The following is a 24,106-nucleotide window of genomic DNA, read 5'->3' as shown; positions in this document are numbered from 1 at the left end:
GCCGTATCCCCGTCGTAGTGGATTGCCAACTTCATTGGCACCAATCTGCGGTTCGCTGGCAAGTACATCCGAGCCAGTGGGGTCCAGATATCAAGCCGCCGCCGGACATGCTGACCGAAGCGCGGCAGCAGCGCGCCTTCGCATGCACGCTGAGCAGCACGCCGTAGCGATGCGCCCGCTACTGCGGAACGTGCATCAAAGGCTTGAAGAAGACGGGCTGAACGTTACTGTCAGAGTGCTGCTGTAGCGGCCAGGGCGCTTGAAAGCCGACTGGACCTTTGGGGTTTCCAGGGTGAGTGGCGTAGGCGTGCACACAACCGGCACCGGAATACCTGGCAACGTTACCGTGCGGCCGGCGCTGTTGTTCACGCTCTGCAGGCGGACGACCTGATTGTTCGGCAGCTCGGTCATCTTTCCCCCGTACTTCAGGCTGGCGTTGTAGTCGATTCGGGACGCATAAGCGCCGCTTCTGTCCGAGTCCAGAAGCACCGAGTAGCTGCCACTGTCGCGCCTGTCTATTGTCAGGTTGTCGCTCGCAGATACGTCGAACCAGGCGCTTTGGGAGTTGTAGCCATCGTACAGGCACATGTCGATTGTCGACGTGCCTGACATCATGGCGCCATTGGGCAGCTTCATCAGCTGCAGATCAATCGTAGGCGTCGACGTGCCGGCTCCTGGAAGATAGATCTGGATGTTGTTCCTGTCGGTGACCTTCAGCTTGATCGCCGCCTGGAAGGTGGCGATTACTGGATTGCTCCCGCCCCAGAGCCGCAGATCGAGCTGCAGGTTGGCTTTCCAAATGCCACCTGAGGGAAGCTTCGCAATCTCTGTGGCAGGAATTTTGACGAAGAGGCTTCGCCCGTCCCAATGGCGGCCGGTGCTGCAGGTGCCGATTTCTGCCAGCTGCGCCTGGTGGATTGCAACGCGGGTGGCCGCCACGGTCTCTGGCACGTCCTTTCCGTCGCAATCGGCGTGGCGGCTATACCCATTTTCTCCGATCAAGCCCAGAACTGCCGAGGCGCCGGTCGTTTCCTCCGTAAAGGAAAGCCGGATGGGGGTCGGCCCGCCACCGCCGTTCCAGACTGGCGAGGTCGGGCAGGCACCCGCCGCTGTATCAGTGGCAGATCTACAAGTCCAGGTATTGCGCCCCCACTTTGCAGCGTCGTCAGTGTCGTAGCCACCCGATGCCGCATTGAATACGAGAACGTCGCCCAGCGGTTCTCCTCGATCCCGGATCGATTCCACCGAATCGTTGCGGTTCGCTGGCGCTTGTGACCCTGCCGAGGCATTGAGCGAAAATGCACTCAATGCCACCGCCAGGGTGATCGCCAGAAAGCTACGGTCACTGGATAGAATCATCTGTCTGCTTACCGTTCTGCATGCATGCATGCGGGCTGGCCTTGGACGGGCCGGGGAACATCTTGCTCATTCAATGGCTTACGCCTGATCCTCTTTCGTCTCTCTGCGTGCTGGTGACATATCGCTGTTCCAGCAGCTTCTGCACGCGAGCCTGCGACCGCAGAACCTCTGGAAGTGCGTTGACCGTAGCCAATTCGCACTGCACCTTGCCAACAATCATCAGCACGTCCTGGCGGCGCTTTACCTGAAGCGGGCAGCGCATCAATGCCGAGCCCTCAATGACGAACAGGTTGTCTTCCTTGCGATCGAGTTCGGCGATGAAGCCGCCTTCGGCGTCAAGTGATGGCATCGCTCCATTGAGAATTACGCCGTCCGCCAGCGGCCTTCCGTTGATGTCGACCGCTTGGCCGACATAGGTGTAGATGATGCTTGCGCGCACGGTACGGGTCATGAGCTGGCCCGGCACCATGAACACGGCCTGCCGGCCCAGGCCATCGATCACGCTGGTAGCGTTCGTCGAAGACCCGACGCCGGCATCGCTCACTTCGACGGTGGCCGGGGAGAACGCGGTCACAGGAAGCAACGTGCGCTGTCCAAACCCGATCTTGATGTTCGAGCTCGAACCCCCACTCACCTCCGCAGCCATTCCAGCTGCTTCATCATTTTCCGTTACCTTTACCGCGTACCCCGCCAGCGGATCGGCCTGCGACGCAGAGGCGCCCACATACAGACCCGACCGGGAGGCGGCAAATGTTGACGAATAGCTGCCCGACAATGACGGGCTGGATGCAGGACCGCCATTGCGATAGGTGTTTGTAATGGATGCAGCCGCATCACCATAGCGCCCGTTCCATCTGCCCTGCAGGCCGCCAGTCAGGCTGTCCGAGCCATTGCCCGACAGGCCAAGCGCGATCTCGCGTTGACTCTGTCCCTGCCAGGACCAGTTTCGATTCAAGGCGTAGCTTTCCAACGTCTTCTCGCTGTCGCCACGCACCTCGACCCCTGCCGATGTGAAGGTGGCAACCGCGCCCGAGCGCGCCGCCGGGTCGGCCATCGACAGCGTCGCGCCGATGTAGCCGCCATATACAGTGCTTCCTCCGGCGCTGCGGTTGGCGAATACGCCTGCGCTGAAGTTTGCATTGAATGTCCTCCAGGTTGCCGAACGCGAAACCGAGAGCTGAACGGCACGCGCAACGTCGTCCACCCGGCGTGCATCGATAGGCAGCCAGCGGCTGTCCGTGTCGGCGATCGGCCAGCCGGGAACCCGCCCGGCGCTTCTGTTGTACGTATAGCCAAGCATTGTCGACCAGTCCCCCATCGGGATGGAGACCGTTGCGTTCAGCATGTCGTAACACCCGACATCGCGATGGGATAGCGATTCGCCATCGCAGGCGGCTCCGCGCATCCTGTACCGGTAGATGCTCCACGCGACGGTGTTGGAGAAGGAGAGCTGCTGCGTGCTGCCACGCGAGCCATCATTGCCAATCGACAACGAGGCAGTGGCCGAGAGCAGCCCGCGACCCACGGCGTGGCGCCAATCGAACTCCGTTTCACCGTAGCTGCCACCATCCACATGGGCAACACCGGTCGTTATCGAAAGGCCATCGGTCACAGGATATCGGACGCCCGCAGCCACGGTTGCGGTGTCGTTGCCGTTCGACTCGGCTGTGCGACCCGCCTGCGCGAACCACTGGCGGCTGCGGAAGCCGACGCCGCCACCGGTCTTGGTGAATGGTGTGGTCTGCGTGCGGGTCAGCATGTCGCTCTCGAATATTCGAAGAAGAACCGGATAGGTGCCCTCGGGAAATCGAGAGGTATCAACCGAGTTCACCCCGGCCCTCATGTAGAAGGTGCCGAGCAGCTCATTGCCGCGATACGCGTCGATTCGCGAGTCGCGGGACAGAAGCACGGTTACGGGCGTGCCCTGGACGGCCGACTCCGGATTGGCATAGGCCAGGGTCGTACCGATGCGGACGCCATCAAACGCCCCGACCGGAAGCATCGAGAATCCGAAATTTCCACCGAGCGGGCTTGCGAGATTTCGATTGTCCATGCGCCCGACCTGGACATAGTGCTGCCTGCCGACATCATTGCGGAAATAGATGTCTGAGAGCTCGGTGCGGTTGTTGGATCTGCCTGAAAAACTGCTGTGCGTGAAGTTCCAGTTTGCACCTATGAAGCTTCCGGGCGTGAGCCCCAGCGCACCGGTGCCGGAGACGGCCAGGCTCTTGTAGCCCCGCCCGCCGGAGTAGTTCAGGGTCTGCTGATGGATCAGTGCATTGCTGGAATCGGACGTGGGATCGCGGAATCGGATGTCGCGCTCTTCGCTGCCCAGCCACTCCCGTGAGAGAAACAGATCGGCATTGCCCTCCATCTCGTTGTAGATGAGCGCTGCGCTATCAGTGTCCACATAGCCACACCCATCTGCACCGGCCAGGCCGGCACAGGCCAGGCTTCCATTCCGCGGCATTGGCGCCGATAGCGATTCGATGATCGTCGACGGGTCTACAGCCGCGGAAATCTTTGTCCCCAACTTGCGCAGCAGGTCCTGAGGATCTTCAATGCGCAGTGTGTCGGGGGTTACAAATACGCGGAACAGTCCGAGCGATTCGCCAAGGAATGTGATCTCAACGCGTTCGTCATGCCCCGCTGCGATGCTTTCGAATCCATCCGGCACCGCCGAAGCGGCGCCGGCATTGGACGCGATGCTCATCGCATACATCACGGCCAAGCACGCAGCGACGGTTTTCCTGGTATCTGATGGGATCATTGAGCGGGGCAGCATTCGCAAAGAGTCGGGCGCGCCTCCAGGGCGCGCCCGGCGTGGCAACACGTGGCAGGTCAACCGCCCGATGCGGCACTCTGGGTCAGGATCACGCTGACCACGCCCTGGTAGCTGCCAGCTTCGGTGAGTGCGCCTGCCTGCTTCTGCGCCACCGACAGCGGCAGCGCGTTCGAGCCATTCTTGATGTCGCCAGAGAAGATCTCTGCCGCACTCAGGGTCTCGGCCTTGGTGGTCAGGTTGGCGTTACCGAACTTCACTGCCAGCGGAACGTCCGGTGCACCCGGGTTGGTGGTGTTGCGCAGGGCGGGATCAGCCGACAGGCGCACCTGGAGGTCCTTCTTGACATCATTGGTGAAGATCTTGGTCATTACCTGCGCAGTCTGCAGGCCCTGGCCCGGCAGGTACTGCATCTGCATCGTCGTCGGCAGGGGGGAGCCGTCGGCAGAGAGGATCTCCAGCGAGGTGTCGACATTGGCGGTTACGGTGATGTCCTTCTGCACCGCATGGGCGGACATCGAGATCGACATCAATGCAATGGCGGCAACGGGAACAAACTTCAACATGATTAGTCCTTTTGACTTATGGAAACAACGGGCTGACCCGGAATGGTCAGATTGAGCGCGCTATGCGAGTCCATCGCGTCGGCCGGATGCGCAGGCACAACTTTCTGCTGCACGTCCGGCATTCCTTCGACGCGGTATCGGATCCGTACATAGCGTGCGGGGCTCAAGCCATCCAGCTTGAACTTCTGGTCTGGATAGACGCTGCGTTCGAACGTCTTCCAGTTGCAGGCCGACTCATCCCGCGCGGTTGGGCAACCGCCGGCATCCAGAAGGCCTATTCGCACATTTCCCGTATTGATCACTACGCCTTCCGACACCTGCAGATCAGGTGCCGGGTGCTTTGGCAGTACCCGCACCAGCGGCGCCCATACCAGGTTGAAGTTGATCTGCCCGGCTGTCGCGCTGTCTGCAGCGACATCCTCGCCGGAGGGGGGCGCGACCGGCTGCAGGTAGACCCGGTAGAGCACTTCCTTCTCGGGAGTGCTCAAGGGGATTATCCGGATCAGTCGTGCGCCGCCTGCAGGAAGCACAAACTTGGCGGGAGATACTACGACCGGATATTCGCCTGATACCGCGTCGCTTTCCTCGCGCTCATGATCGGTCGCTGGATCGACCACCCGCTGTACTGTGGCCTTCACATACTGTGTCTGTTCGGACTTGGAGTAGACACGAAGCTGAGCTGCCGAGTTGCCGTCCGGCCCTATCGACGCGGCCATCGGATAGACCAGCATGTTTGCTTCGGCAGCGGGAATCATCAGTGCCAGCGCCCCCGCGCAGAGCAGGACTCTGCATGGGGTGGTGATCAACTTCATTGCAGCTACTTGCATTCGTAACCTCGGTGCAGATGTGCAGGTCGAGCCCAGCGATAAGCGGCCGCGCTCGGTCCCACATCCCGTAGGTGTTTGAGAGTTCAAGCGTCCAGATCCACCTGTATCGTGCTTGCCAGAGGCGCGCGGGTGCCTCCGGTCGCGCCAGGCGTTGTTGCGCTTGGGATGAATCGACCGGCCGCTAGTCTGTTTCCAGCAGGGTCAGCGATACATCAGACGTTTCTTAAATGCGGGACAGGCCGACGGCACCGCACTTCGCAGGCTTGCCCGGACAGCCCGCACGCTACGAGAAGCAAGCGGGGCAGGTGATTGCCTTGGGTCGGGGAGGCCCCGGCACCCGTTGCCTGGCCCCCGCCGTGATCCCGGCTTCACGCGCCGCACGCTATCCACGGCGGTCATGGACCTCATACGATTGCTGCGATCGCTGGAAGAATTCCTCTACGAGCTGGTCGGCTGGCTGGTGTTCTATCCGCGGATGTTCTGGCGGGTACTGATTCACCCCGGCGAGGTCGCGCGCTACACCCGCATCGAGCTCGGCAAGGATCCCGACCAGAGGTTCTCCGATGCGATCAGCCCGGTGCTGATGCTGATTCTGTCGGTGGCCATCGCCCATGCGCTGGAGATGGCGATGCGCATGTCCTCGCCCCGGCTCAGTACGCCAGTAGGGCAGCTGCTTTTCAGCAGCGAACAAGGACTGCTGCTCACCCGCTCTGCGGTGTTCTGCGTGTACGCACTCGGCGCGGCACTGGGCACGCTTTGGCGCCAGCGGCTGCCCGTGAACCGCGAGACGTTGCGCGAGCCTTTCTCCATCCAGGCGTTCATCGCATGCCCGTTCGTGGTGACACTCGCACTATCGCAGGTGGCAGCCGCGTCCCCGGCACAGGCTGGCCCGTTCACCGCGACCTGCATCAGCGTGCTGGCGGTGGCGTGGTACCTGTGGGCCCGCATGCGGGCCTTCGTGGCCTTGAATGGAGGGTCGGCGCTGCGTGCGCTCGGTTCGGTAGTAGTCTCGTTCCTGCTGACGACGATCGGGGTTGTCGGCCTGTTTGCTGCCGTCATCCTCTGATCTTCTACAGGGCGGCGATCACTCGAAAACGTGATCGGACTTGCGCGGCGGCACCGCCGTGGCCTCACCGCGCTGCAGGAGGTCGAAGACGTCCACCGCCTCCGCCGCCAGCGCATCGTGGGCGGCGGAATCCCAGTTCTGCTTGTACTCGTGGGCGAGCAGATCACAGGCGGCCTTGGCCTGCTGGCAGGTCTGCGACTTCTCCCCGCGATCGGCCAGCTGGTCGCGGTGGATCTGGCGCAGCAGCATGGTGGCTGCGCTGAAGTTGGTCATGCCAATGGCTCTCCTGCCGCTGGCTTCTGCTCCTGCCACAGCAGCAGCGCGTCCAGTGCCGGGCACAGTGCCTGTCCCCACGCACTCAGTCGATACTCCACTTTCGGTGGCACCTGCGGATACACCGTGCGCAGCACGATGCCGTCGGCTTCAAGCGCACGCAGCTGCTGCGCCAGCATCTTCTGCGAAATGCCGGGGATGAGCCGCTCCAGGTCGGAATAGCGCTGCACCTTTCCGTCGAACAGGTGGAAGAGGATCAACAGCTTCCAGCGGCCTTCCAGCAGGGCGAGTGCACGGGCCACGTCCGCGGCGGCGGTCTCAGGGGTATAGGCCTTTCTCATGGGGTGGGTCACTTACCTTCAGGTGCGTTCTTGTGGCGGCCAGGGTGCGGTCCGAGAATAGCGCCAGTCCCGCCTGGAGTGCCTGCGATGTCGATTGATCTTCCCGCGCCGTTGTCCCGCTATTTCCTGCTGGCCAATGGCGAGCCCGGAACCCACGTGGAGCAGTGCTTTGCCGCAGGCGCGACGGTGGGCGATGAGCGCCAGCGGCACCAGGGACACACGGCGATTGCCGCCTGGGTGGCGCAGACGCGTGCGGCCTACCAGCAACACGTGGTCCCCCTGCAGCTGCACGTGCAGGACGGTCGCCACATCGTATCTGCACAGGTCAGCGGCACGTTCCCGGGCAGCCCGGTGGTGCTGACACACGCGTTCACCCTGGAAGGGGATGGCATCGTCGCGCTGGACATCCACTGATCCAGTGGCGGTTGCTTCCGGAGATCGGGTGGCACGCCGATGGCTGCCGATTGACGCGTAGCAGCACCAATGGATGGCGATCTCCACGCATAGCGTGGAGCTACTGAGCGCAGGGTGCAGCTACGGGTTCTGGAACACCGCCAGCTGTGCGGCGAAGGCGCGCTGGTAGGCTGGCCGCGCGGTCGCGCGGTCAACATAGGCAGCAAGGTCTGGATACTCGCCGACGATGCCGCTGCTCTGCAGCCGCAGCAGCACCGACACCATCAGCAGATCGCCGGCGCTGAAGTCTCCGTCCAGCCATGGTGCATCGCCCAGCCGAGCGGTCAGCTGGCTCAGCCGCCGGCGCACGCGCTCGTCCAGCATCACCAGCCGTTGTGCGTACCAGGGCTGTTCGCGTTCCAGCACCCACGCCATGGAGCGTTCGACGATCGGCGGCTCCACAGTGTTCAGCGCGGCGAACATCCAGGTGATCGCGCGCATGCGCGCACCCGCGTCGGCGGGCAACAACCCGGGGTGCTGTTCGGCCAGGTGCAGCAGGATCGCGCCTGATTCAAACAGCACTACGTTGCCATCCTCATAGGTGGGAATCTGACCGAACGGATGCCGCGCCAGGTGCGCCGGCTGTTTCATCTCCTCGAAGGAGAGCAGATGGACGTCGTAGGCGAGGCCCAGCTCTTCCAGCGCCCAGCGCACGCGCATGTCGCGGGCCAGCCCCTGGCCACGGTCCGGGGAATGCTTGAATGCGGTCAGGATCGGGGTCATCGGGATGTCCATCGGCGTTGGCTGCCACGTCGGCCGGCCTTTCTTCTCTCGACGCGCGGACGGCGCGGGAATCGACACGCCTCCGCGGACCGAGGGCCCGGCATCGCCGGCCCGGATGAACGGTTCATGTCGGACGATTCGCCCGGGAGGGTCGGTGACGCGATACTGACGTCCTGCACACTCCGGGGGAAGTATGTGAGCACGTCCAGACTGCCGCGCATCGTTGGGTTCGACGTGCCACGGCTTCACCAGCAGGTCGATGCGACTGCCGATGAAGCCATCACCGCGCTGCTCGATCAGGCACCCGACGAACAGTGGACCGGCCGCTTCCTGCAGCACTGCGCGACGCTGGCGTCGCAGCTGTCATTGGCGGAAGTGAAGGTGGAGGGCACCCGCATTGCCTTCCATGGCTCCATCGCCGATGCGCGTGCCTTGGCCGATGCGGTCATCGCGCTGGTGAACCGGTTGAATGATCAGCTGATGCAGGAAGGCAACCAGCTCGCGGGCGAGGAGTGATCTGCGCGCAGCCGATGTCAGCCCGCTTGCGTGGCCAATGCCGGCCCGGAAAGGCGCGCCCAGCAGCCCATCGCCATTTCCGCCGACCCCGGGTGGCCACGCAGGCTGGTGCGCAGCGCGAGCCGTGACTGCAGATCGGTGAGCCATGCCGTGCGCGTGCCGTGTGGGTTGCGGACATAGATGTCGCACGCCAGGCGGATGACCGGTGCGACCTCGTGGCGGAAGTTGATGGCGGGCAGATCGCCCGTCTGGAACGCGGCCTGCCAGTGCTGCAGCTCGCGCTCGACGTCAACGAAGTCCTTGTTGGTAATGCGTTCCATGAGACTTCTCCTGTTGGAACGCCAACGTACACCTGTGCATGTCAGCAGCCTGTGTGCGCGCAGCGCTGTTCATGGTGCCCGTTCATTAATCTCCGGCTTTCATGCAGCTGCGTAACCGGCCCGCGCCCACAGTGGCGCTGCAGCAGATCGCTGCGGTGGAGCAAGACATGAACAACAATACGCCGCAAGGCCAGACCGACCGCACCAACGCCCCGACCGGCATCAAGCAGGCCGCCCAGCACGGCCAGGCTGATGACAACGCAATGGGCGGCGACCGGAAGCAGGACGGCAGGCAGCGCCAGCAGGAGCAGCAGGTCCAGCAGGATGCAAAGCCGGTCGGCCCGCAGAAGTCCGGGCAGGAACAGAAAAGCGAGCCGGGCCGTGACACCCGTCGCTGAGCAGTAAGCGAAGAAGAGGCCGCGCGTTGCGCGGCTTTCCTCTGTCCAACGTTCGGGAAGAGCGCTGATGCCATCCCATGCCCGTGCGGTAAGCCTGATGACGAAGATCATGTACCAGTGCCGTCCGGCAGGAACGACGACGATGGCGCGCTGCCGCGCCTGCCAGGCCCCCAGTCCGGGTGGCATGGAGTGCGCGCGCTGCCTTACCGAAGAACTCGGGGTCGTGATCGGCAACCGCGGTGCTGCGGCACGCTGGCTGGATTCGTTCCTGAAGGTGCAGCAGGACGAGGCGTTCGTTTTCGTGTGCGCCAAGCGGGTCGAGGAAACCGCGTCGGCGGGTCGCAGTCTGGAGTGACATCGCGCAGGCGTATGCTCAAGCTCCAATGGGAGCGAGCGTCATGTCTTTTCAGATCAACCTCTATGACAGGGATGGACGCGGGCTTCGCCTTCCCGATGGATGGTGGATCGACCTGCACACCGATCCCCCCGCGCTGGTCAACGGCGCTGTCCGCATCGATCTGCCGGCGTCCACGCGCAACGAGCATCCTGATCTGCAACCGGACGTCCTGAACCATCTCCGCCGCCGTATTGAAGGTGCGCAATGGCTAACCTGACCTACCATCCGCCGCTGGGCGTGCGCTGGCTGACGTTCCGCCTGCGCAACGGTCAATCCATCGGCCCGGAGAAGCTGCGGGCCGTGTGGTCCGATGCCGCGGAAACCAACAACTGTTCGGTCCGCCGCGAGTACGTGGAAGGCGCCGGCTTTGTTTATGCGCTGTACGCACCTAGCGGGCTGTGTGTTCCGCGCCGGGCCGAACTGCGCATGCGGCTGCTGCTGGAGGAAGCGGGCTACGCGTTCTCGATGGGCGTGCTTACCGGCAGCCATCCTGCCTACGGTTGAGCGCAGGGTGATCTGATCGGCCCGGAGGTTGCTAGACTGCGCGCCCCGCGCGTTGCCGCAATCACGGAAGATTCCCCATGCCGAAGCTGTCTGCTCTTGCTGTTTTCCTGGCGCTCGCTGTCTGCGCGCCGACCGCACACGCCGAGGAACAGCACAGCGCCTCGACCATCGCGTTCAAGTCGATCGGTCCGGTGCTGAATGCCCTGGTCAATGCCGACGATGCGCAGGACCTGATGGAGCGGGCCGAGGAAGACGACGCCACGCTGCTGCAGTCGCTGGCGCTCTATCTGGCCGCAACCCGCGAAGACGCCACGTTGGCGCAGGCGCCGTACCACGCAGCGGCATTGTTCGCACGCCGCGGTGACGATGCGCTGGCCGAGCGTTATCTGCGCCAGGCCGATGAGCGTGGCATGTGGTTCGCGCCCGCGCTGGCCGACAACGATGACTTCGAGCACCTGCGCGGAACACCTTTCTTCAAGCAGGTGCTCGCCAATACGCAGGCACGCTACGCGAAGGTATCGGTCGGCAAGGTGGGAGCCATCTCGGTGCTGGCCCCTTCTAAGAGCGTTGCGATGCCGGCCTGTGCGCCGGTGCTGGTGTGGCTGCACGGCTACGGCATCAATGGCCACCTGGACAGCAGCGAGCAGCCGCTGGCCGATGCTGGTGTGGTGTTGCTGGGCATCAACGGTACGGAGATGCGCGAGTCGTTCGACAGCTTCAGCTGGACCGGCCCGTATGAGGGCACGCACAAGGTGGTGCAGGCGGGGCTGGAGCAACTGGCCGCGCGCCAGTGCATCGACCGCAAGCAGGTGTACCTGATGGGTTTCTCGCAGGGCTCGCAGCATGCCGGCGCGCTGCTGGCGCAGCATCCGGATGACTATGCCGGTGCATTGCTGGTGTCGCCGGGTGGCTGGCGCCAGCCGGTGCCCACGCAGAGCAGCGCGCACGGCAAGCGGGTGTTCGTCATCAACGGCGAGCAGGAAGGGCCGGCGAACCAGAAGATGAGCGCGGATTTCCGCGCCCTTTTCAGCGATGGCAACGAGCTCCGGTCGCGTACCCATGAGGGTGGTCATTTCTATCCGGACGACTGGAAGACCTCGTTCCCGCAGGCCATCCGCTGGATGATGGGCACGGACGGCTGAGTCAAGGAGCAACAATGCGTCTGCGTGGAAACCGGCTTCAACGGCTGCATGCCCAGCGTGCTGCGCTGCTGGCCGAGATCAATGTCGAAGCGGGCCGGCTTGCTGCCAGGCAACTGCCCGCGGGGCAGTTCGCGGAGGCGCTGATGCCGTTGTCGCTGCGCTTGCAGGCAGTTGACCAGCAGATACTGCGGACAACACCCGCGCGGGAGCTGATCAAGCGCCTGCGCGAGGTGGAGCGGCAGTTGTACGATCCACAGCAGCGCGATGCGAGTGAACGTCGCGCACTGGAAGCGGAGGTGCGCGATCTACGCCTGCACGTCAGCAACCCGCGTCGTCGACCCCTGACTGTCAGGGTTGTACTGATCCTGTCGGTGGCTGTCGCCGCGGCGTTGTTTCTTCCAAAGGCCATCGTGGCGCTGCTTGCGTCCTGACTGAGCGAGCGGCCGCCGCCTGCCGAAGCGGGCAACGTGTCCACTGCTTCCCAAAAGGCAACGCCGCGAGCCCGCCTGCGGATCTACTGCGCACTGCCTGCGTTGCCTACGCTGATCCCACACGGCCCTTGCCGTGCTCCGGGTCCACTGCAGCTCGTGGATCCCGTCTTCAATCGAACCAGCGGCGCTGTGCTGCAGGGCATTGCTGCCCGGCAACGCCATGCCCTGCGCCGTGCGAAGGCGTAACCCCGGAACTGTCCGCCGGCCCTGCTTCACTGCCTGCCAGCCAACCTTCGTGGAGATCGCCTCATGTTCAGCCTGGAAAACACCATTGCCCCTGCCGCGCCTGCGCTCGACGAGCTTGTTCCCTCGCGCTATGCCCTGAAAGTCGGTGACATCGACGTGCTCGTGGTCAGCGACGGCGTGCTGCCGTTGCCGACGCAGATGCTCGGCCATAATGTTCCCGCATCCGAGCGTGCCGAATGGTTCAATGAGATGTACCTGCCACAGGATGCGTTCGACTGGGCGTTGAACGTGATGGTGGTGCACAGCGGTGAGCGCTCCATCCTGATCGACGCCGGCCTGGGCATGGACCCGGACCTGCAGCTGCCGCGCGCCGGCCAGCTGATCCGTCGCCTCGGCGCTGCCGGTATCGACCTGCGCGAGATCACCGATGTGGTCATCACCCACATGCACATGGACCACATCGGCGGCCTGCTGGTGGACGGAGTGAAAGCACAGCTGCGGCCGGACCTGAAGATCCACGTCGCAGCGTCGGAAGTGGCGTTCTGGAAGTCGCCCGACTTCACCCGCACCAACATGCCACAGGGGTTCCCGGACGCGCTTCGCGCAACGGCCACGCATTTCTGGGCCGAGTACGGCAGTTTCGTGCACACCTTCGAGGATGAGCATGAGATCGCACCGGGCGTAGTCGCGCGCCGCACCGGCGGCCACACGCCGGGCCACTGCGTGGTGCGCGTTGCCTCGGCGGGCCAGGCGCTGACCTTTGCTGGCGATGCCGTGTTCGCCGTCGGTTTCGATCAACCGAACTGGCATAACGGTTTCGAGCACGAACCGGAGGAGGCGGCGCGGGTGCGCATCGAACTGCTCAATGCGCTGGCCGGCACCGGCGAGATGCTGGTGGCCACGCACCTGCCGTTCCCGTCGGTGGGCCGGGTGTCCCGCGAGGGCGAGGCGTTCCGCTGGGTGCCGGTGTTCTGGGATTTTTGATCAAGTTTTCTGGACTTCACGTCACCAATGGTCCCGGGCAGGGGCGCAAAGTAACCCCTGTCGAAACCCACCCATCCTCTGGAGGTCCACCATGAACACCGTTACCCGCACCCTCGCTGCAACTGCCCTGGCCCTGTCGATGCAGGCGGGCCTGTCCGCCCAGGCCGCCGCGCCGGCACACCCGTCCGCACCCAGCGCTGTCACGCGCACCGCCAGCACCATCACCACCGCCGATGGTGTGCAGCTGTACTACAAGGACTGGGGCCCGAAGAATGGGCCGGTGGTGACCTTCAGCCATGGCTGGCCGCTGGATTCGGACAGCTGGGAATCGCAGATGATGTTCCTGGCGGACCACGGTTACCGGGTGGTCGCACACGACCGCCGTGGCCACGGTCGTTCCAGCCAGCCCTGGGATGGCAACGACATGGATCACTATGCCGATGATCTGGCCACGGTGATCAATACGCTGGACCTGAAGGACGTCACGCTGGTGGGCTTCTCCACCGGCGGCGGCGAAGTGGCGCGGTACATCGGTCGCCATGGCACGGGACGGGTGAAGAAGGCCGTGCTGATCAGTTCGGTGCCGCCGTTCATGCTGAAAACCGCAGACAACCCGGGTGGCGTTCCGATCGAAGTGTTCGACGGCATCCGCAAGGCGCAGCTGGAGAACCGGTCGCAGCTGTACAAGGACATTCCGTCCGGGCCGTTCTATGGATTCAACCGACCGGGCGCGAAGGTCAACCAGGCGATGGTCGATGCATGGTGGGCGCAGGGCATGCTGGGTGGGCAGAAGAACACCTACGACTCGATCGCCGCGTTCTCGGCGACCGACTTCCGCGCTGACCTGCAGAAGTTCGATGTGCCGACCCTGGTGATCCACGGCGACGACGATCAGATCGTGCCGATCGACGTGGCGGGACGGATGTCGGCCAAGCTGATCAAGGGCGCCAGGCTGATCGTCTATCCGGGTGCGCCGCATGGTCTGACCGAGACCCACAAGGACAAGGTCAACCAGGACCTGCTGGCCTTCCTGCAGCAGAAGTAACCACGAGGGCAGCCATCAGGCAGCGCGGAGAACCAGTAGAGCCACGCCATGCGTGGCTTTGCTGTGCATGAAGGCAACCGCATCCACGCATGGCGTGGATCTACTGGATCGAGGTTGGCTGGTGCAGGCCCTGCAGCTTGTGCGGGTTGCGCTGCACCAGGATCTGCACGATCTGCTCGCCGTTGGTATCGAAAGCCATTGCCGATTCCAGCACGTCGTCGAAGTAACGCAGCAGCCCCAGTCGTCCATTGATCATGCTCGGCACCATCCGCAGCTGGTCCTTGCGCCGCAGGTGCGGGGCGTACAGCAGCTGTGCGATGCGTGCGCCGCCGACCATCGGTCTCGGGAAGCTGGTGACGATGCCGCCGCCATCGCCGATCAGCACGGCCGATTCGGCCATCAGGGTTTTCATTGTCCTGAAGTCGCCATTGGCGATGGCCTCTGCGAAACGCCGCATCAGTTTCTGGTGCACGTCCTGCGGCACGTTGTAGCGCGGTCGCTCCTGCCGCAGCTGCAGGCGCGCGCGGTGCACGATCTGCCGGCAGGCGGCTTCGGTCTTGTCCAGCGTGCGTGCCACCACGTCGTAATCCTGGTCGAACACATCGTGCAGCAGGAACGCGGCACGCGCGTCCGGGGCCAGCCGCTCCAGCACGTTGAGGAAGGCCACCGACAGATCACTGGCCGTTTCCAGCATGTACTCGGGTGTGCCGGTGTCTTCGGTGAGCAGCGGCTCGGGCAGCCACATGCCGACATAGTGCTCGCGCGTGCGCCGGGCCAGGCGCAGGCCATCGATGGCGCGGCGGGTGGTGGTGGCCACCAGCCAGGCTTCGGCGTTCTCGATGTCCTGCTGGTTGGCGCCATGCCAGCGCAGCCAGACATCCTGCACCACGTCCTCGGCCTCGTGCGAGGAGCCGAGCATGCGGTAGGCCACGCCGAACAGGCGCGGGCGTAGTCGGGTGAACAGTGCGGTGGGGTCGTCCATGCCAGCAGAGACGGGACAGGTCCGCCGATTGTGACACCGGCGGACCTGTGGGAGTGGCGGGTACTGCCCCGGACCGGTGGCGGTCAGCGTGGTGGCAGTACCGCCGGCTTGCCGATGTCCTTGATCAGGAACACGACGAATGTCGCCGGTTCGGTCTGGCTGGCATTGCGGCCGACGGTATGCAGATCGTCCGGGCCCTCATGGAAGGCCTCCCCCGGGCCGAGGGTAACCTCGCGGCCGCCAGCCACGCCCATCACGATGCGGCCCTGCAGCACATAGACGAAGCCGTGGGCGTCGTGCCGGTGCACGGGATCGGCGCCGCCGGGTGGGTACTGCACCGTCAGGATCAGTGCTTCCTTGCCCGGCTGTTCCGGCAACGGACGGGTCATGACCTCGCGCACGATGGGCTCGGGTGCGGTGGGCGGCGGTGTTGCGGCGATGCTGGTCAACGGCAGCAGGGCCAGCAGCGCCAGGGAACAGAGAGAACGCATTGCAGGTCTCCAGCAGTAAAGTGTGCAGTCGACGCTCAGGCCAGACCGGCCTTGTCCAGGCCAAAGGCCTGGTCCAGCGAGCCGGGTTGCGTACGGAAGGCGACGTTGGCGCGGTTCCAGGCATTGATCGCCATCACCGCGTAGGTCAGATCGACGATTTCCTGTTCGGACAGCTGACTACGCACGCGCTCATACACGTCGTCCGCAACCCCCTGCGCAGGGAGGTGGGTGAGTACGTCGGTCCACGCCAGGCAGGCACGTTCGCGCGCACTGAACAGGTTCGATTCACGCCACGCCGCGACATGGTGCAGGCGCAGTGCGCGCTCGCCACGGATCGTCGCTTCCTTCACGTGCATGTCCAGGCAGAACCCGCAGCCGTTGAGCTGCGAGGCGCGGATGTTGACCAGGTCGATGATGGCCGCTTCGATCGAGCTGTTGTGCACGGCATGGGAGAAGGTGCCGAGCTTCCTGAAGAGTTCGGGCGACTGTGCGGCGTAGTCCAGGCGTTGGCTCATGACGGTGTTCCGATGGGAGTTGAGGGACGCAGCGAGGCTAGGCCCGCTGCGCGTGGGGCGGTAGGCGAGGGCAGGGCTGCACGGTGTTGCACGAAAAACACCAATGGCCTGTCACAGCGGCGGATGCTCGCCCGTCTGCCGGGCATGGACACCTCATCCGCCCCGAACCGCGCAGCAGCCTGCCCCGCCAGTGAGCGGGTCTGGCAGGCCTTCCTTGCCGCATTGCACGAACTGCCACCGGACATGCGGGCCGTGCTGTTGCTGCATGACGTGCTGGGCGCGGGCTTTGAAGACATCGCGCCGCTGCTGGGGCTGGAGCTGCCCGCATGCCGCCAGCGACTGGCCCATGCACGCGCCCACCTGCTTGCCCGACGCGAATTCCAGGAGCCCGGAACACCATGAATGTCATGCCGCAGTCCTGTCTGGCCAGCGACGGCCGCGATTCCCTCACTGCGTCCTTCTCCGCCAGCTATGCCGGGGTTCTGGCATTCATCGCGGTAGCCGCCGAGGGCAGCTTCGCCCGCGCCGGTGATCGCCTCGGCATCGGTCGTTCGGCCGTCAGCCGCAGCGTGCAGAAGCTGGAGGGACAACTGGGCGTGCGCCTGTTCCTGCGCACCACGCGCTCGACAACACTCACCCGCGAAGGCGAGCTGTTCCTGGAGGGCTGCAGCCCGGGCGTTGCCAGCATCCTGCAGGCGCTGGATGAAATGCGCGACCTGCGCGAAGGACCGCCGCGCGGGCATCTGCGGATCAGTGCGACCCATGGCTTCGGACGCCGGGTGATCGCGCCGCTGCTGTCTGCGTTCCGCGCGGAGTATCCACAGGTCTCTGTGGAGCTGCTGCTGGACGAGCAGGCACCGGACCTGGCCGCCGATCGCATCGATGTAGCGTTCCGCGATGGCGTGCTGGAAGACAGCCAGGTGATCGCCAAGCAGCTGGTGCCGATGCAGCTGGTGGTCTGTGCGTCGCCCGCGTATGTGCAGGCACATGGCCTGGCAGACACTATCGAAGCGTTGTCCACGCATGCCTGCATCGGTCGACGCCTGCCTGGTGGGCGCCTGCAGCGCTGGGACTTCCGTGTGGACGGCCAGGATGTGAATCTGCAGCCGCCGGCGGAGGTGGTGTTCAATGACGCCGATCTTGTCCTGCAGGCCGTGATCGACGGGCTTGGGGTCGCCCAGTTGCCCAGCTACCAGGTAAGTGATGCGCTGCGCTCAGGCGCTGTAGTGACCTGCCTGGACTGCTACGCGCCTCACGATCGTGGCCACTACCTGTGCTATCTCAGCCGACGCCAGCTGCCCAAGCGGATCCGCGCGTTCATCGATTTCAGCACCCAGCGCATACGCGCGCTGGATCTGGATGTGTTCTCGCACTGGGAAGCGCGGCAGCAGGCGGCAGCGCAGCGCGATTCGGTCCCGGCATGGGCATGACCGCATTGGTGCCGATGCGGCAACAGTGCGTGGCCCACTACGGATCTACTGCGCCGGCCAATGCGTTCCTAGCATGCGGCCACATCCGAACTTTCCACGTTCCAGGAGACCTGTCATGAAGATCCTCGTCATCGGTGGCACCGGCCGCATCGGCAGCAAGGTGGTCGACCGCCTGCATGCGGCTGGCCACGAGGTCGTCGTCGCTGCACCCTCCACCGGTATCGATGTGCTGAGCGGCGAGGGCCTGGCCGCTGCGATGGCGGGTACCGAGGTGGTGGTCGACCTGGCCAACTCGCCCTCGTTCGAAGATGCGGCGGTGCTGTCGTTCTTCGTGACTGCCGGCCACAACATCCTGGCGGCCGCGGCGCAGGCAGGCGTACGCCATCATGTCGCGCTGTCGGTGGTGGGTACCGACAAGTTGGCGGCCAGCGGCTATTTCCGCGGCAAGATCGCCCAGGAGCGCTTGATCCGCGATTCGGGCCTGGCGTACACGATCATCCACTCGACGCAGTTCTTCGAGTTCCTGCCGGGCATCCTCCAGGCAGCCGGTGACGGCCAGACCCTGCAGCTGCCGACCGCCGCAGTGCAGCCGATCGCCGCCGAGGATGTGGCCGATGCGGTTGCGCGCATCGCGCAGCAGGCACCAGCCAATGGCGTGGTGGAGATCGCCGGCCCGGAACGCGAATCGATGGCGGTGCTGGCGCAGCGCTTCCTGCAGGCAACCGGTGACGCGCGTGAAGTGGTTGGCGATGCCCAGGCGCGCTACTTCGGTGCGCAGCTGCAGCAGGACACGCTGGTGCCGGTGGGCCAGGCATGGCTCGGCTCGATCGGCTTCGAGCGCTGGTTGCAGCAGTCCGGGCTGGCACAGGGCCAGCCGGCCTGATCGGCGGTGGACGCTGACAGCAGGAACCTGCGATGACCGGGCTGAAACCGCCTCCGCACAGTGTGCTCGACAAGTACCACGGTGATGAGGTGCGCCCGCTGTACACCGGGCGGGTGCGGGTCAGGGGGGGCGTGGCACAGCACGGCCGCGCGTCGGGCGTGGTGCGGTCCGATGATGGTGCGCTGTCAGTGGACCTGCGGTTGCCCGCTGAGCTGGGTGGACCCGGTGGCGGTACCAATCCCGAGCAGTTGCTGGCGGCGGGCTACGCCGGCTGCTTCCACGGTGCGATGGTGCTGGTGGCTGCGCGTGCGGGAATGGAACTGGTCGACCCGAGCATCGACGTAGCGGTGACGTTCGCGCGAGATCCCGTGGACGGCCTGTACCTGCTGTCGGCCGAGATCGTGGTGTGCCTGCCTGGCATGGACCCGATACGTGCAGCCGAACTGGTGCGCAACACCGAACGGGTCTGTCCGTACGCGAAGATGTTCCATCGGGGCATCAGCCACGTGGTGCGGGTAGCGGTGGACTAGACATGCGGTGCGGATGACCGTGCAGGTCACTGCCAGGATTCAGAGGCGGTGAAGACGCCGCGTCGCCCGCGTGAGTGGGTGGGGCGCCGTTGGGCAGCATGATCACCGCATCAATCGATGCTCACCCGCGAACCACACCCGGTCGGCCAGTCTGGGCTCGCAGGCAGCGGATTCCACTGTTGCCCCTTTTCCCCCAGAGGAGACTACACATGAGCACCCAGTCCACCATCGAGCATCGCCTCAACGACCTGATCGAGATCGCACGTGATGGCAAGTCCTTCTACGAGGAAGCCGCAACCAAGGTGAAGGATGCCGAGCTGTCGGCATTGTTCATCCGCATCGCCGGCGTGAAGGGCCGCATCGTGTCCTCGCTGAGCAGCTCGGTGGCCGCTACCGGCGGCAAGCCGGCCGAGCACGGCACCATGGTCGGTTCCATGCAGCAGTTCTACGGCAAGGTGCGCGCGGCCTTCGGCGACACCAATTACGGTTACGTGGCCGAACTTGAAGAGTCCGAGGATCGCCTGCTGGGCGCGTTCAAGGACGTGCTGAAGGACAACGACCTGCCGCCGGCGGTGCGCCAGGAAGTGACCCAGTGGCTGCCGGAAGTGCAGGAATGCCACTCGGTGATGCGCGCCCGCAAGCATGCGATGAAGGCTGCCTGATCGCATCCGGCGATCATCCCCCACGTCGCCGCGACCAGGGCAGCCCAGTGCTGCCCTGGTGGTTTCTGCATCTGCCATCTGCCATCTGCGATCAGGCGCGTGGCCTGAGCAGGGCAATGGCCAGGCTGGCGCCAGCGTCGCTGCTGCGGCCGCGGCCTTGCTACACTGGGCACAATTCGATCTTCCACCGGATCATCAGATGAACAACGGGAACGGTCCGCAGACAGTCCGCTGAGCCGCAACAACGGTACGCACGTTGTTGCGGTGATCTTGTCCTGCGATCTCCACGCACTGGGTTGATCACCGCCGGATTCCCTCCTGAGCGGATGTTTCCCCATGTCTGATCGAAAAGCCCTTCGCTGGGCCCATTCCCTGCCGGGCGCCATCGCATTGATGGCGCCCTTCGACCTCCTGGCCTCGCTGGCCATGGATATCTACCTGCCGGTCGTATCGGCCATGCCGCAGGCACTCGACACGTCGCCCGCCCTCATCCAGTTGACGCTGAGCCTGTACATGCTCGTGCTTGGGCTGGGCCAGTTGATCTTCGGCCCGCTGTCGGACCGGATCGGGCGACGGCCGGTGCTGCTGATGGGCGCGCTGTTGTTCACGCTGGCGTCTTTCGCGCTGGCCGCGTGTAGTGGTGGTGCGGCATTCCTTGCATGGCGCGGCGTGCAGGCGGTTGGGGCGTCGGCCGCACTGGTGGCCACGTTCGCCACGGTGCGCGACGTGTATGCCGATACGGCCGAAGGCGCCGCGCTCTATGGCCTGTTCGCCTCGATGCTGGCGTTCGTGCCGGCGCTCGGTCCGATCCTCGGCGCATTGATTGCCTACGCGCTGGGCTGGCGGGCCATTTTCATCGCGCTGGGTGTGCTGGGGCTGCTGGCGGGTGTACACGCATGCCGCGGCTGGCAGGAAACACGGCCACCGCAGCATGTCCACGCATCGCCAGCCTTCGCGCGCATCCTCGGCAATGCGGGTTTCTGGGTGCATGCATTGGGATTCAGTGCGGCGATGGGCACGTTCTTCGTCTTCTTTTCGATCGCGCCACGGGTGCTGATGGGGAGGGCCGGCTATTCGCCGATGGGCTTCAGCCTGGCCTTCGCGACGGTGGCGCTGGTGATGATGGTCACCTCGCGCTTCGCCGCTCGATTCATCGGGCGATGGGGCATTGGTGGCAGTTTCCTGCGGGGGCTGATGGTGATGGTCGGCGGCACGCTGGTCATGGCGATGACGGCGATGCTGCCGCCGTCATTTGCCAGTGTCGTGTTGCCGATGTGGCTGGTGGCCATCGGCATCGTGATGGTGGCTGCGGTGGCGGCCAACGGTGCGCTGCGCGATTTTGCCGATGCCTCCGGCACGGCAGTGGCGCTGTACTACGCCGTGCAGAGCGTGATCGTGGCAACGCTTGGCACGCTCGCGACGCTGCTGCTGCCGGGCGATACGGTCTGGCCGCTGGTGGCCTTTGGGCTGCTGCTGCCGTCGTTGAGCCTGGGTGGCCTGGTGATGCTGAGGCGGTGAACTGTGCAATCAGCATCAGAAAGACAAACGGCTGGCGTGATACGGTCGCGCGTCGGGCAATTGAACAGTGGCTGCCCGGATCGGTTCCGTCTCCATGCTGTCCTTCCGTTCGGTTACCCAGGTCGCTCCATGACACCAACCTCCCGCAAGTCCTTCCGCAAGCCCCAGATCGCCATCCTGGGGAGTGCCGATCCTGGCTCACCGGCGTTCGACCTCGCTGCACAGGCGGGCAGGTTCCTCGCCGAAAATGGAATCACCCTGGTCAGCGGCTGTGGCAGCCCAGCCACGCGGGTGGCAGCCGAGCATGCAGTCGCAGCCGGCGGCACGGTGCTGAGCGTGATCCCGGAAGGCAACATGCCCGCAGCAGACTGGCCGGCAACGGTGGTGGTGCCCTGCGGCATGGGCGATGCCCGCAACCTGATCATGGCTTTGGCCGGCGATGCCTGCATCGTCATCGGCGGGCGCGCGGGCACGATTTCCGAAGTGTGCCTGGCCTGGCTGCACAAGCGGCCTTTGCTGCCGCTGGTGGGGGCAGGCGGCTGGTCGGATGGCCTTCCGGGCAACCCTCCCGATGAGCGCGGGAACTCGCCGATACTGCCGTGGCACGACATTGCGGAGCTGCGCGCGCAGCTGCGTGATCTGCAATTGCTGGCAGGCTGACCCTGCTATCGACCACCTGGAGTGCTGTGTGGCCGTCAAACGCGTCGTCGCCAACATTGCCACTACCGATCCTGCGCAGGCGGCCGCGTTCTACGCCGACATCCTGGGCATGGACATCGTGATGGACCATGGCTGGATCGTCACCTATGGCGGGCAGGCCGCTGCGCTGGCACAGCTCAGCGTTGCCAGCGAAGGCGGGTCCGGGGCGCCGGTGCCGGATCTTTCAATTGAGGTCGACGATCTGGATGAGGTGCTTGAACGCCTGCGGCAAGCCGACATTTCCCTTGAATATGGCCCGGCCGAAGAGCCCTGGGGGGTGCGTCGCTTCTTCGTGCGTGACCCGTTCGGGCGCCTGTTGAACATCCTCGCCCACCGCTGACCGGCAGAATGCGGCTCAGCCGCCCTGCGACGGTGACGGTGGTCGCTCAACTCTGTTGGCTGCCGTCAGGTTGGCCGGGCATATCCTGTTGCTGTTGCTGTTGCTGTTGCTGTTGCTGGCGGCTGCTGGCGTGCCGCGCATGGCCGCCTTCACGGCCGATCGCGGCCATGTGCTGGCGGTCCTGGCTGATCGCCTCACCGCCCTTCCGGCCCGCCACCCGGGCCTCGGCCGGGCTGAACTGGTGCGCATTACCGGATGCGTGGGCAGCACGTCCCCCTTTGGCCGCGATCGCGCGCTGTTTGTCTTCGTCCATCGAGGCAAAGCCCCGATTGCTGTTGCCATTGCGTGAGCTGATCATTACCGGTCTCCGGGTGTGAACACGGGGTGTTGCCATCAGTGACGGTCCGTTGTTGCACAGAGCAGGCTAAAGACAGGTCGAAGTGGGCTGCACGAGGCTCACATGGCCTGCGCACGCGTTTGACGACCGGTTACCGTGCTCGACGCGCCGGGATCTGCAACCGGTCATCGCAGTCACCAGTGGCGCCCCGGCAAGGGAGACTTCGAGCCGTCGGCCGTATGTGGATGGCATGCAGAATGTCATCGTCTGCTATCGCCGATGCCATCGTGCATGCCTAGAATCAAGCCATCCCGGTAGGTCCCGGGCGCTGTCGAGCGAATGGATTCAATGAAGATTCTGTTGACCGGAAGTTCCGGGCGGATAGGACGGGCGATCTTCGGTGCGCTGGCCGCTGCCAATGAGGTGGTGGGGCTGGATCGCAGTCCGTTCGCCACCACGCGGGTCATTGCCGATGTCACCGATCGCCGGGCGCTGGAACGCGCCGTGCAGGGGGTCGACGCGGTGATCCACACCGCGGCCCTGCACGCCCCGCACGTGGGCCTGGTACCTGACGCGGTGTTCCAGCAGATCAACGTGGAGGCCACCGCGAACCTGCTGCAGCTGGCGCGCGAGGCCGGCGTGCAGCGCTTCGTGCTGACCAGTACCACGGCGCTGTATGGTCACGCCGTGGTGTCCGGCGGCTGCCGTTGGATCGACGAGGACACCGAGCCGCTGCCGCGCACGATCTATCACCGCACCAAGCTGCAGGCCGAAGCGTTGGCCGAAGCGGCGGCCAGCGCAACGTTCACCGTGCGCGTGCTGCGGATGGCACGTTGCTTCCCCGAGCCGCCTGACCGCATGGCGATGTTCCGCCTGCACCGTGGTATCGACGCGCGCGATGTTGCCAGCGCGCATGCCGCGCTGCTGCACGATGAAGGCGCGGCCTTCCAGCGTTACCTCGCCTGTGCACCGACGCCCTTCCGGCGCGAGGACTGCCTGCAGCTGGCCGCCGATCCGCGCCAGGTGCTGGCGCGCCGCGCACCGCAGCTGCTGGCCGAGTTCGAGCGCCGTGGCTGGCCACTGCCGCTCAGCATCGATCGGGTTTATGACAGCAGCCGGATGCGTGCAGCGCTGGGCTGGCAGCCCCGTTTTGGTCCGGAGGACGTGCTGCAGCAGTACGCCGCGGGCAGCATCGAGGTCCTGCCCCGTGCGGACTGGATCCGCGACCGCGTCGCCGAATAGCACAGGCGAGCAGCGCGGGCCTGCGTCGACGGCCGCAGCTGAGCGGGTTCAGGTTTTGTGCGTGCGGCGAGCCTCAACCTCGCCCGGCCATGGCCGCTAACCCG

32 protein-coding genes are annotated in these 24,106 nt (G+C 64.8%); 20 read left to right on the top strand and 12 right to left on the bottom strand.

What is annotated here, in order from left to right:
• Nucleotides 1-195: 195 nt before the first annotated feature.
• The 4 genes from D0Y85_RS18075 to D0Y85_RS18060 form a co-directional block, all read right to left on the bottom strand.
• Nucleotides 196-1,359, bottom strand: coding sequence for a CfaE/CblD family pilus tip adhesin (locus tag D0Y85_RS18075; RefSeq protein ID WP_117311484.1), 1,164 nt, complete (start codon nucleotides 1,357-1,359; stop codon nucleotides 196-198).
• Nucleotides 1,360-1,429: 70 nt separating this feature from the next.
• On the bottom strand, nucleotides 1,430-4,072 hold the full coding sequence (locus D0Y85_RS18070; protein WP_275897135.1) for a TcfC E-set like domain-containing protein: 2,643 nt from the start codon (nucleotides 4,070-4,072) through the stop codon (nucleotides 1,430-1,432).
• A 128-nt stretch (nucleotides 4,073-4,200) separates the two neighbouring features.
• Entirely contained in the window at nucleotides 4,201-4,707 is a 507-nt protein-coding gene (gene cblA / locus D0Y85_RS18065) for a cable pilus major pilin CblA (protein ID WP_117311483.1), read from the bottom strand.
• 2 nt (nucleotides 4,708-4,709) lie between these two features.
• Nucleotides 4,710-5,519: a fimbrial protein TcfA gene (locus D0Y85_RS18060; protein ID WP_117311482.1), complete on the bottom strand. Its 810-nt coding sequence runs from the start codon at nucleotides 5,517-5,519 to the stop codon at nucleotides 4,710-4,712.
• A 355-nt stretch (nucleotides 5,520-5,874) separates the two neighbouring features.
• Between D0Y85_RS18060 and D0Y85_RS18055 the strand changes: the two genes are divergently transcribed.
• A complete protein-coding gene (locus D0Y85_RS18055; protein ID WP_162887698.1) occupies nucleotides 5,875-6,600 on the top strand; it encodes a hypothetical protein in 726 nt (241 codons plus the stop codon).
• A gap of 18 nt (nucleotides 6,601-6,618) precedes the next feature.
• Here the strand turns inward: D0Y85_RS18055 and D0Y85_RS18050 are convergent, their stop codons facing one another.
• Together D0Y85_RS18050 and D0Y85_RS18045 are read right to left on the bottom strand one after the other, a co-directional pair.
• Nucleotides 6,619-6,873, bottom strand: coding sequence for a hypothetical protein (locus D0Y85_RS18050; RefSeq protein WP_117311480.1), 255 nt, complete (start codon nucleotides 6,871-6,873; stop codon nucleotides 6,619-6,621).
• A complete protein-coding gene (locus D0Y85_RS18045; RefSeq protein ID WP_117311479.1) occupies nucleotides 6,870-7,214 on the bottom strand; it encodes a winged helix-turn-helix transcriptional regulator in 345 nt (114 codons plus the stop codon). The genes D0Y85_RS18050 and D0Y85_RS18045 overlap by 4 nt, the downstream gene beginning before the upstream one ends.
• Nucleotides 7,215-7,301: 87 nt before the next feature.
• Between D0Y85_RS18045 and D0Y85_RS18040 the strand changes: the two genes are divergently transcribed.
• The gene (locus D0Y85_RS18040; RefSeq protein WP_117311478.1) at nucleotides 7,302-7,628 is read left to right on the top strand and encodes a nuclear transport factor 2 family protein; all 327 of its coding nucleotides are present in this window, start codon (nucleotides 7,302-7,304) and stop codon (nucleotides 7,626-7,628) included.
• A 120-nt stretch (nucleotides 7,629-7,748) separates the two neighbouring features.
• On the opposite strand, the gene D0Y85_RS18035 is transcribed toward D0Y85_RS18040, so the two are convergent.
• Nucleotides 7,749-8,390, bottom strand: coding sequence for a glutathione S-transferase family protein (locus D0Y85_RS18035; RefSeq protein ID WP_117311983.1), 642 nt, complete (start codon nucleotides 8,388-8,390; stop codon nucleotides 7,749-7,751).
• 195 nt (nucleotides 8,391-8,585) lie between these two features.
• Here D0Y85_RS18035 and D0Y85_RS18030 point away from each other — a divergent pair, with 195 nt between their 5' ends.
• Nucleotides 8,586-8,906 carry a hypothetical protein gene (locus tag D0Y85_RS18030; RefSeq protein WP_117311477.1) on the top strand — a complete coding sequence of 107 codons (321 nt, stop codon included), beginning with the start codon at nucleotides 8,586-8,588 and terminating at the stop codon, nucleotides 8,904-8,906.
• Between the two features lie 17 nt (nucleotides 8,907-8,923).
• Here D0Y85_RS18030 and D0Y85_RS18025 read toward each other — a convergent pair whose 3' ends face one another.
• Nucleotides 8,924-9,226, bottom strand: a complete 303-nt coding sequence (locus D0Y85_RS18025) for a hypothetical protein (RefSeq protein WP_117311476.1) — start codon at nucleotides 9,224-9,226, stop codon at nucleotides 8,924-8,926.
• 167 nt (nucleotides 9,227-9,393) lie between these two features.
• On the opposite strand from D0Y85_RS18025, the gene D0Y85_RS18020 reads away from it, so the two are divergent.
• The 8 genes from D0Y85_RS18020 to D0Y85_RS17985 all read left to right on the top strand — a co-directional run bounded on the left by D0Y85_RS18020 (nucleotide 9,394) and on the right by D0Y85_RS17985 (nucleotide 14,373).
• Nucleotides 9,394-9,624, top strand: coding sequence for a hypothetical protein (locus D0Y85_RS18020; protein ID WP_162887697.1), 231 nt, complete (start codon nucleotides 9,394-9,396; stop codon nucleotides 9,622-9,624).
• 97 nt (nucleotides 9,625-9,721) lie between these two features.
• Nucleotides 9,722-9,979, top strand: a complete 258-nt coding sequence (locus D0Y85_RS18015) for a hypothetical protein (protein ID WP_229290306.1) — start codon at nucleotides 9,722-9,724, stop codon at nucleotides 9,977-9,979.
• Nucleotides 9,980-10,022: 43 nt separating this feature from the next.
• Entirely contained in the window at nucleotides 10,023-10,238 is a 216-nt protein-coding gene (locus D0Y85_RS18010) for a hypothetical protein (RefSeq protein ID WP_117311982.1), read from the top strand.
• Nucleotides 10,226-10,525 carry a hypothetical protein gene (locus D0Y85_RS18005; RefSeq protein ID WP_117311473.1) on the top strand — a complete coding sequence of 100 codons (300 nt, stop codon included), beginning with the start codon at nucleotides 10,226-10,228 and terminating at the stop codon, nucleotides 10,523-10,525. Before D0Y85_RS18010 ends, D0Y85_RS18005 begins: the two co-directional genes overlap by 13 nt.
• Nucleotides 10,526-10,602: 77 nt before the next feature.
• The gene (locus D0Y85_RS18000) at nucleotides 10,603-11,667 is read left to right on the top strand and encodes a prolyl oligopeptidase family serine peptidase (protein ID WP_117311472.1); all 1,065 of its coding nucleotides are present in this window, start codon (nucleotides 10,603-10,605) and stop codon (nucleotides 11,665-11,667) included.
• A gap of 14 nt (nucleotides 11,668-11,681) precedes the next feature.
• Entirely contained in the window at nucleotides 11,682-12,098 is a 417-nt protein-coding gene (locus D0Y85_RS17995) for a hypothetical protein (protein ID WP_117311471.1), read from the top strand.
• Between the two features lie 309 nt (nucleotides 12,099-12,407).
• A complete protein-coding gene (locus D0Y85_RS17990; RefSeq protein WP_117311470.1) occupies nucleotides 12,408-13,328 on the top strand; it encodes an MBL fold metallo-hydrolase in 921 nt (306 codons plus the stop codon).
• A gap of 91 nt (nucleotides 13,329-13,419) precedes the next feature.
• Nucleotides 13,420-14,373 (top strand): alpha/beta hydrolase, encoded by a 954-nt coding sequence (locus tag D0Y85_RS17985; protein ID WP_032976695.1) that lies wholly within the window; start codon nucleotides 13,420-13,422, stop codon nucleotides 14,371-14,373.
• A gap of 100 nt (nucleotides 14,374-14,473) precedes the next feature.
• Here the strand turns inward: D0Y85_RS17985 and D0Y85_RS17980 are convergent, their stop codons facing one another.
• The 3 genes from D0Y85_RS17980 to D0Y85_RS17970 all read right to left on the bottom strand — a co-directional run bounded on the left by D0Y85_RS17980 (nucleotide 14,474) and on the right by D0Y85_RS17970 (nucleotide 16,361).
• Nucleotides 14,474-15,355 carry an RNA polymerase sigma-70 factor gene (locus D0Y85_RS17980; protein WP_117311469.1) on the bottom strand — a complete coding sequence of 294 codons (882 nt, stop codon included), beginning with the start codon at nucleotides 15,353-15,355 and terminating at the stop codon, nucleotides 14,474-14,476.
• 83 nt (nucleotides 15,356-15,438) lie between these two features.
• Nucleotides 15,439-15,846 carry a cupin domain-containing protein gene (locus tag D0Y85_RS17975; RefSeq protein WP_049466772.1) on the bottom strand — a complete coding sequence of 136 codons (408 nt, stop codon included), beginning with the start codon at nucleotides 15,844-15,846 and terminating at the stop codon, nucleotides 15,439-15,441.
• A 35-nt stretch (nucleotides 15,847-15,881) separates the two neighbouring features.
• Nucleotides 15,882-16,361, bottom strand: a complete 480-nt coding sequence (locus D0Y85_RS17970; protein ID WP_080149780.1) for a carboxymuconolactone decarboxylase family protein — start codon at nucleotides 16,359-16,361, stop codon at nucleotides 15,882-15,884.
• 144 nt (nucleotides 16,362-16,505) lie between these two features.
• Here D0Y85_RS17970 and D0Y85_RS17965 point away from each other — a divergent pair, with 144 nt between their 5' ends.
• The 8 genes from D0Y85_RS17965 (at nucleotide 16,506) to D0Y85_RS17930 (ending at nucleotide 22,423) form a co-directional block, all read left to right on the top strand.
• Nucleotides 16,506-16,763 carry a sigma factor-like helix-turn-helix DNA-binding protein gene (locus D0Y85_RS17965; protein ID WP_240329279.1) on the top strand — a complete coding sequence of 86 codons (258 nt, stop codon included), beginning with the start codon at nucleotides 16,506-16,508 and terminating at the stop codon, nucleotides 16,761-16,763.
• Nucleotides 16,760-17,791 (top strand): LysR family transcriptional regulator, encoded by a 1,032-nt coding sequence (locus D0Y85_RS17960; protein ID WP_162887696.1) that lies wholly within the window; start codon nucleotides 16,760-16,762, stop codon nucleotides 17,789-17,791. The genes D0Y85_RS17965 and D0Y85_RS17960 overlap by 4 nt, the downstream gene beginning before the upstream one ends.
• Nucleotides 17,792-17,906: 115 nt before the next feature.
• Nucleotides 17,907-18,674, top strand: coding sequence for an SDR family oxidoreductase (locus D0Y85_RS17955; protein ID WP_117311467.1), 768 nt, complete (start codon nucleotides 17,907-17,909; stop codon nucleotides 18,672-18,674).
• Nucleotides 18,675-18,706: 32 nt separating this feature from the next.
• The gene (locus tag D0Y85_RS17950; protein WP_117311466.1) at nucleotides 18,707-19,204 is read left to right on the top strand and encodes an Ohr family peroxiredoxin; all 498 of its coding nucleotides are present in this window, start codon (nucleotides 18,707-18,709) and stop codon (nucleotides 19,202-19,204) included.
• 209 nt (nucleotides 19,205-19,413) lie between these two features.
• On the top strand, nucleotides 19,414-19,866 hold the full coding sequence (locus D0Y85_RS17945) for a PA2169 family four-helix-bundle protein (RefSeq protein ID WP_117311465.1): 453 nt from the start codon (nucleotides 19,414-19,416) through the stop codon (nucleotides 19,864-19,866).
• Nucleotides 19,867-20,202: 336 nt separating this feature from the next.
• Nucleotides 20,203-21,384 carry a CmlA/FloR family chloramphenicol efflux MFS transporter gene (gene cml / locus D0Y85_RS17940; protein ID WP_117311464.1) on the top strand — a complete coding sequence of 394 codons (1,182 nt, stop codon included), beginning with the start codon at nucleotides 20,203-20,205 and terminating at the stop codon, nucleotides 21,382-21,384.
• Nucleotides 21,385-21,420: 36 nt separating this feature from the next.
• On the top strand, nucleotides 21,421-22,044 hold the full coding sequence (locus tag D0Y85_RS17935) for a Rossmann fold nucleotide-binding protein (protein WP_229290302.1): 624 nt from the start codon (nucleotides 21,421-21,423) through the stop codon (nucleotides 22,042-22,044).
• A gap of 28 nt (nucleotides 22,045-22,072) precedes the next feature.
• Entirely contained in the window at nucleotides 22,073-22,423 is a 351-nt protein-coding gene (locus tag D0Y85_RS17930; protein ID WP_117311462.1) for a VOC family protein, read from the top strand.
• A gap of 46 nt (nucleotides 22,424-22,469) precedes the next feature.
• On the opposite strand, the gene D0Y85_RS17925 is transcribed toward D0Y85_RS17930, so the two are convergent.
• Complete coding sequence (locus D0Y85_RS17925; RefSeq protein ID WP_117311461.1) at nucleotides 22,470-22,781, bottom strand: KGG domain-containing protein; 312 nt, start codon at nucleotides 22,779-22,781, stop codon at nucleotides 22,470-22,472.
• A 327-nt stretch (nucleotides 22,782-23,108) separates the two neighbouring features.
• Here D0Y85_RS17925 and D0Y85_RS17920 point away from each other — a divergent pair, with 327 nt between their 5' ends.
• Nucleotides 23,109-24,002 carry an NAD(P)-dependent oxidoreductase gene (locus D0Y85_RS17920; protein WP_117311460.1) on the top strand — a complete coding sequence of 298 codons (894 nt, stop codon included), beginning with the start codon at nucleotides 23,109-23,111 and terminating at the stop codon, nucleotides 24,000-24,002.
• The last annotated feature ends 104 nt before the right edge of the window (nucleotides 24,003-24,106 follow it).

This window comes from Stenotrophomonas sp. G4, assembly GCF_003428825.1.
Lineage (GTDB): Bacteria > Pseudomonadota > Gammaproteobacteria > Xanthomonadales > Xanthomonadaceae > Stenotrophomonas > Stenotrophomonas indicatrix.
This window is presented reverse-complemented; position numbering and strand designations above follow the sequence as displayed.

Excerpts from the sequence above, each read along its gene's own strand:
- D0Y85_RS17945 (WP_117311465.1), top strand. The coding sequence starts at position 19,414 with ATGAGCACCCAGTCCACCATCGAGCATCGCCTCAACGACCTGATCGAG.
- cml (WP_117311464.1), top strand. The coding sequence starts at position 20,203 with ATGTCTGATCGAAAAGCCCTTCGCTGGGCCCATTCCCTGCCGGGCGCC.
- D0Y85_RS18070 (WP_275897135.1), bottom strand. The coding sequence starts at position 4,072 with ATGAGCATCGCGTCCAATGCCGGCGCCGCTTCGGCGGTGCCGGATGGA.
- D0Y85_RS17925 (WP_117311461.1), bottom strand. The coding sequence starts at position 22,781 with ATGATCAGCTCACGCAATGGCAACAGCAATCGGGGCTTTGCCTCGATG.
- D0Y85_RS17965 (WP_240329279.1), top strand. The coding sequence starts at position 16,506 with ATGGACACCTCATCCGCCCCGAACCGCGCAGCAGCCTGCCCCGCCAGT.
- D0Y85_RS18045 (WP_117311479.1), bottom strand. The coding sequence starts at position 7,214 with ATGAGAAAGGCCTATACCCCTGAGACCGCCGCCGCGGACGTGGCCCGT.
- D0Y85_RS18050 (WP_117311480.1), bottom strand. The coding sequence starts at position 6,873 with ATGACCAACTTCAGCGCAGCCACCATGCTGCTGCGCCAGATCCACCGC.
- D0Y85_RS18060 (WP_117311482.1), bottom strand. The coding sequence starts at position 5,519 with ATGAAGTTGATCACCACCCCATGCAGAGTCCTGCTCTGCGCGGGGGCG.
- D0Y85_RS18075 (WP_117311484.1), bottom strand. The coding sequence starts at position 1,359 with ATGATTCTATCCAGTGACCGTAGCTTTCTGGCGATCACCCTGGCGGTG.
- D0Y85_RS18025 (WP_117311476.1), bottom strand. The coding sequence starts at position 9,226 with ATGGAACGCATTACCAACAAGGACTTCGTTGACGTCGAGCGCGAGCTG.
- D0Y85_RS18015 (WP_229290306.1), top strand. The coding sequence starts at position 9,722 with ATGACGAAGATCATGTACCAGTGCCGTCCGGCAGGAACGACGACGATG.
- D0Y85_RS18000 (WP_117311472.1), top strand. The coding sequence starts at position 10,603 with ATGCCGAAGCTGTCTGCTCTTGCTGTTTTCCTGGCGCTCGCTGTCTGC.
- D0Y85_RS17920 (WP_117311460.1), top strand. The coding sequence starts at position 23,109 with ATGAAGATTCTGTTGACCGGAAGTTCCGGGCGGATAGGACGGGCGATC.
- D0Y85_RS17985 (WP_032976695.1), top strand. The coding sequence starts at position 13,420 with ATGAACACCGTTACCCGCACCCTCGCTGCAACTGCCCTGGCCCTGTCG.
- D0Y85_RS17970 (WP_080149780.1), bottom strand. The coding sequence starts at position 16,361 with ATGAGCCAACGCCTGGACTACGCCGCACAGTCGCCCGAACTCTTCAGG.
- D0Y85_RS17980 (WP_117311469.1), bottom strand. The coding sequence starts at position 15,355 with ATGGACGACCCCACCGCACTGTTCACCCGACTACGCCCGCGCCTGTTC.
- D0Y85_RS17950 (WP_117311466.1), top strand. The coding sequence starts at position 18,707 with ATGACCGGGCTGAAACCGCCTCCGCACAGTGTGCTCGACAAGTACCAC.
- D0Y85_RS17975 (WP_049466772.1), bottom strand. The coding sequence starts at position 15,846 with ATGCGTTCTCTCTGTTCCCTGGCGCTGCTGGCCCTGCTGCCGTTGACC.
- D0Y85_RS17990 (WP_117311470.1), top strand. The coding sequence starts at position 12,408 with ATGTTCAGCCTGGAAAACACCATTGCCCCTGCCGCGCCTGCGCTCGAC.
- D0Y85_RS18010 (WP_117311982.1), top strand. The coding sequence starts at position 10,023 with ATGTCTTTTCAGATCAACCTCTATGACAGGGATGGACGCGGGCTTCGC.
- D0Y85_RS18020 (WP_162887697.1), top strand. The coding sequence starts at position 9,394 with ATGAACAACAATACGCCGCAAGGCCAGACCGACCGCACCAACGCCCCG.
- D0Y85_RS18035 (WP_117311983.1), bottom strand. The coding sequence starts at position 8,390 with ATGACCCCGATCCTGACCGCATTCAAGCATTCCCCGGACCGTGGCCAG.
- D0Y85_RS17955 (WP_117311467.1), top strand. The coding sequence starts at position 17,907 with ATGAAGATCCTCGTCATCGGTGGCACCGGCCGCATCGGCAGCAAGGTG.
- D0Y85_RS17995 (WP_117311471.1), top strand. The coding sequence starts at position 11,682 with ATGCGTCTGCGTGGAAACCGGCTTCAACGGCTGCATGCCCAGCGTGCT.
- D0Y85_RS18005 (WP_117311473.1), top strand. The coding sequence starts at position 10,226 with ATGGCTAACCTGACCTACCATCCGCCGCTGGGCGTGCGCTGGCTGACG.
- cblA (WP_117311483.1), bottom strand. The coding sequence starts at position 4,707 with ATGTTGAAGTTTGTTCCCGTTGCCGCCATTGCATTGATGTCGATCTCG.
- D0Y85_RS18040 (WP_117311478.1), top strand. The coding sequence starts at position 7,302 with ATGTCGATTGATCTTCCCGCGCCGTTGTCCCGCTATTTCCTGCTGGCC.
- D0Y85_RS17960 (WP_162887696.1), top strand. The coding sequence starts at position 16,760 with ATGAATGTCATGCCGCAGTCCTGTCTGGCCAGCGACGGCCGCGATTCC.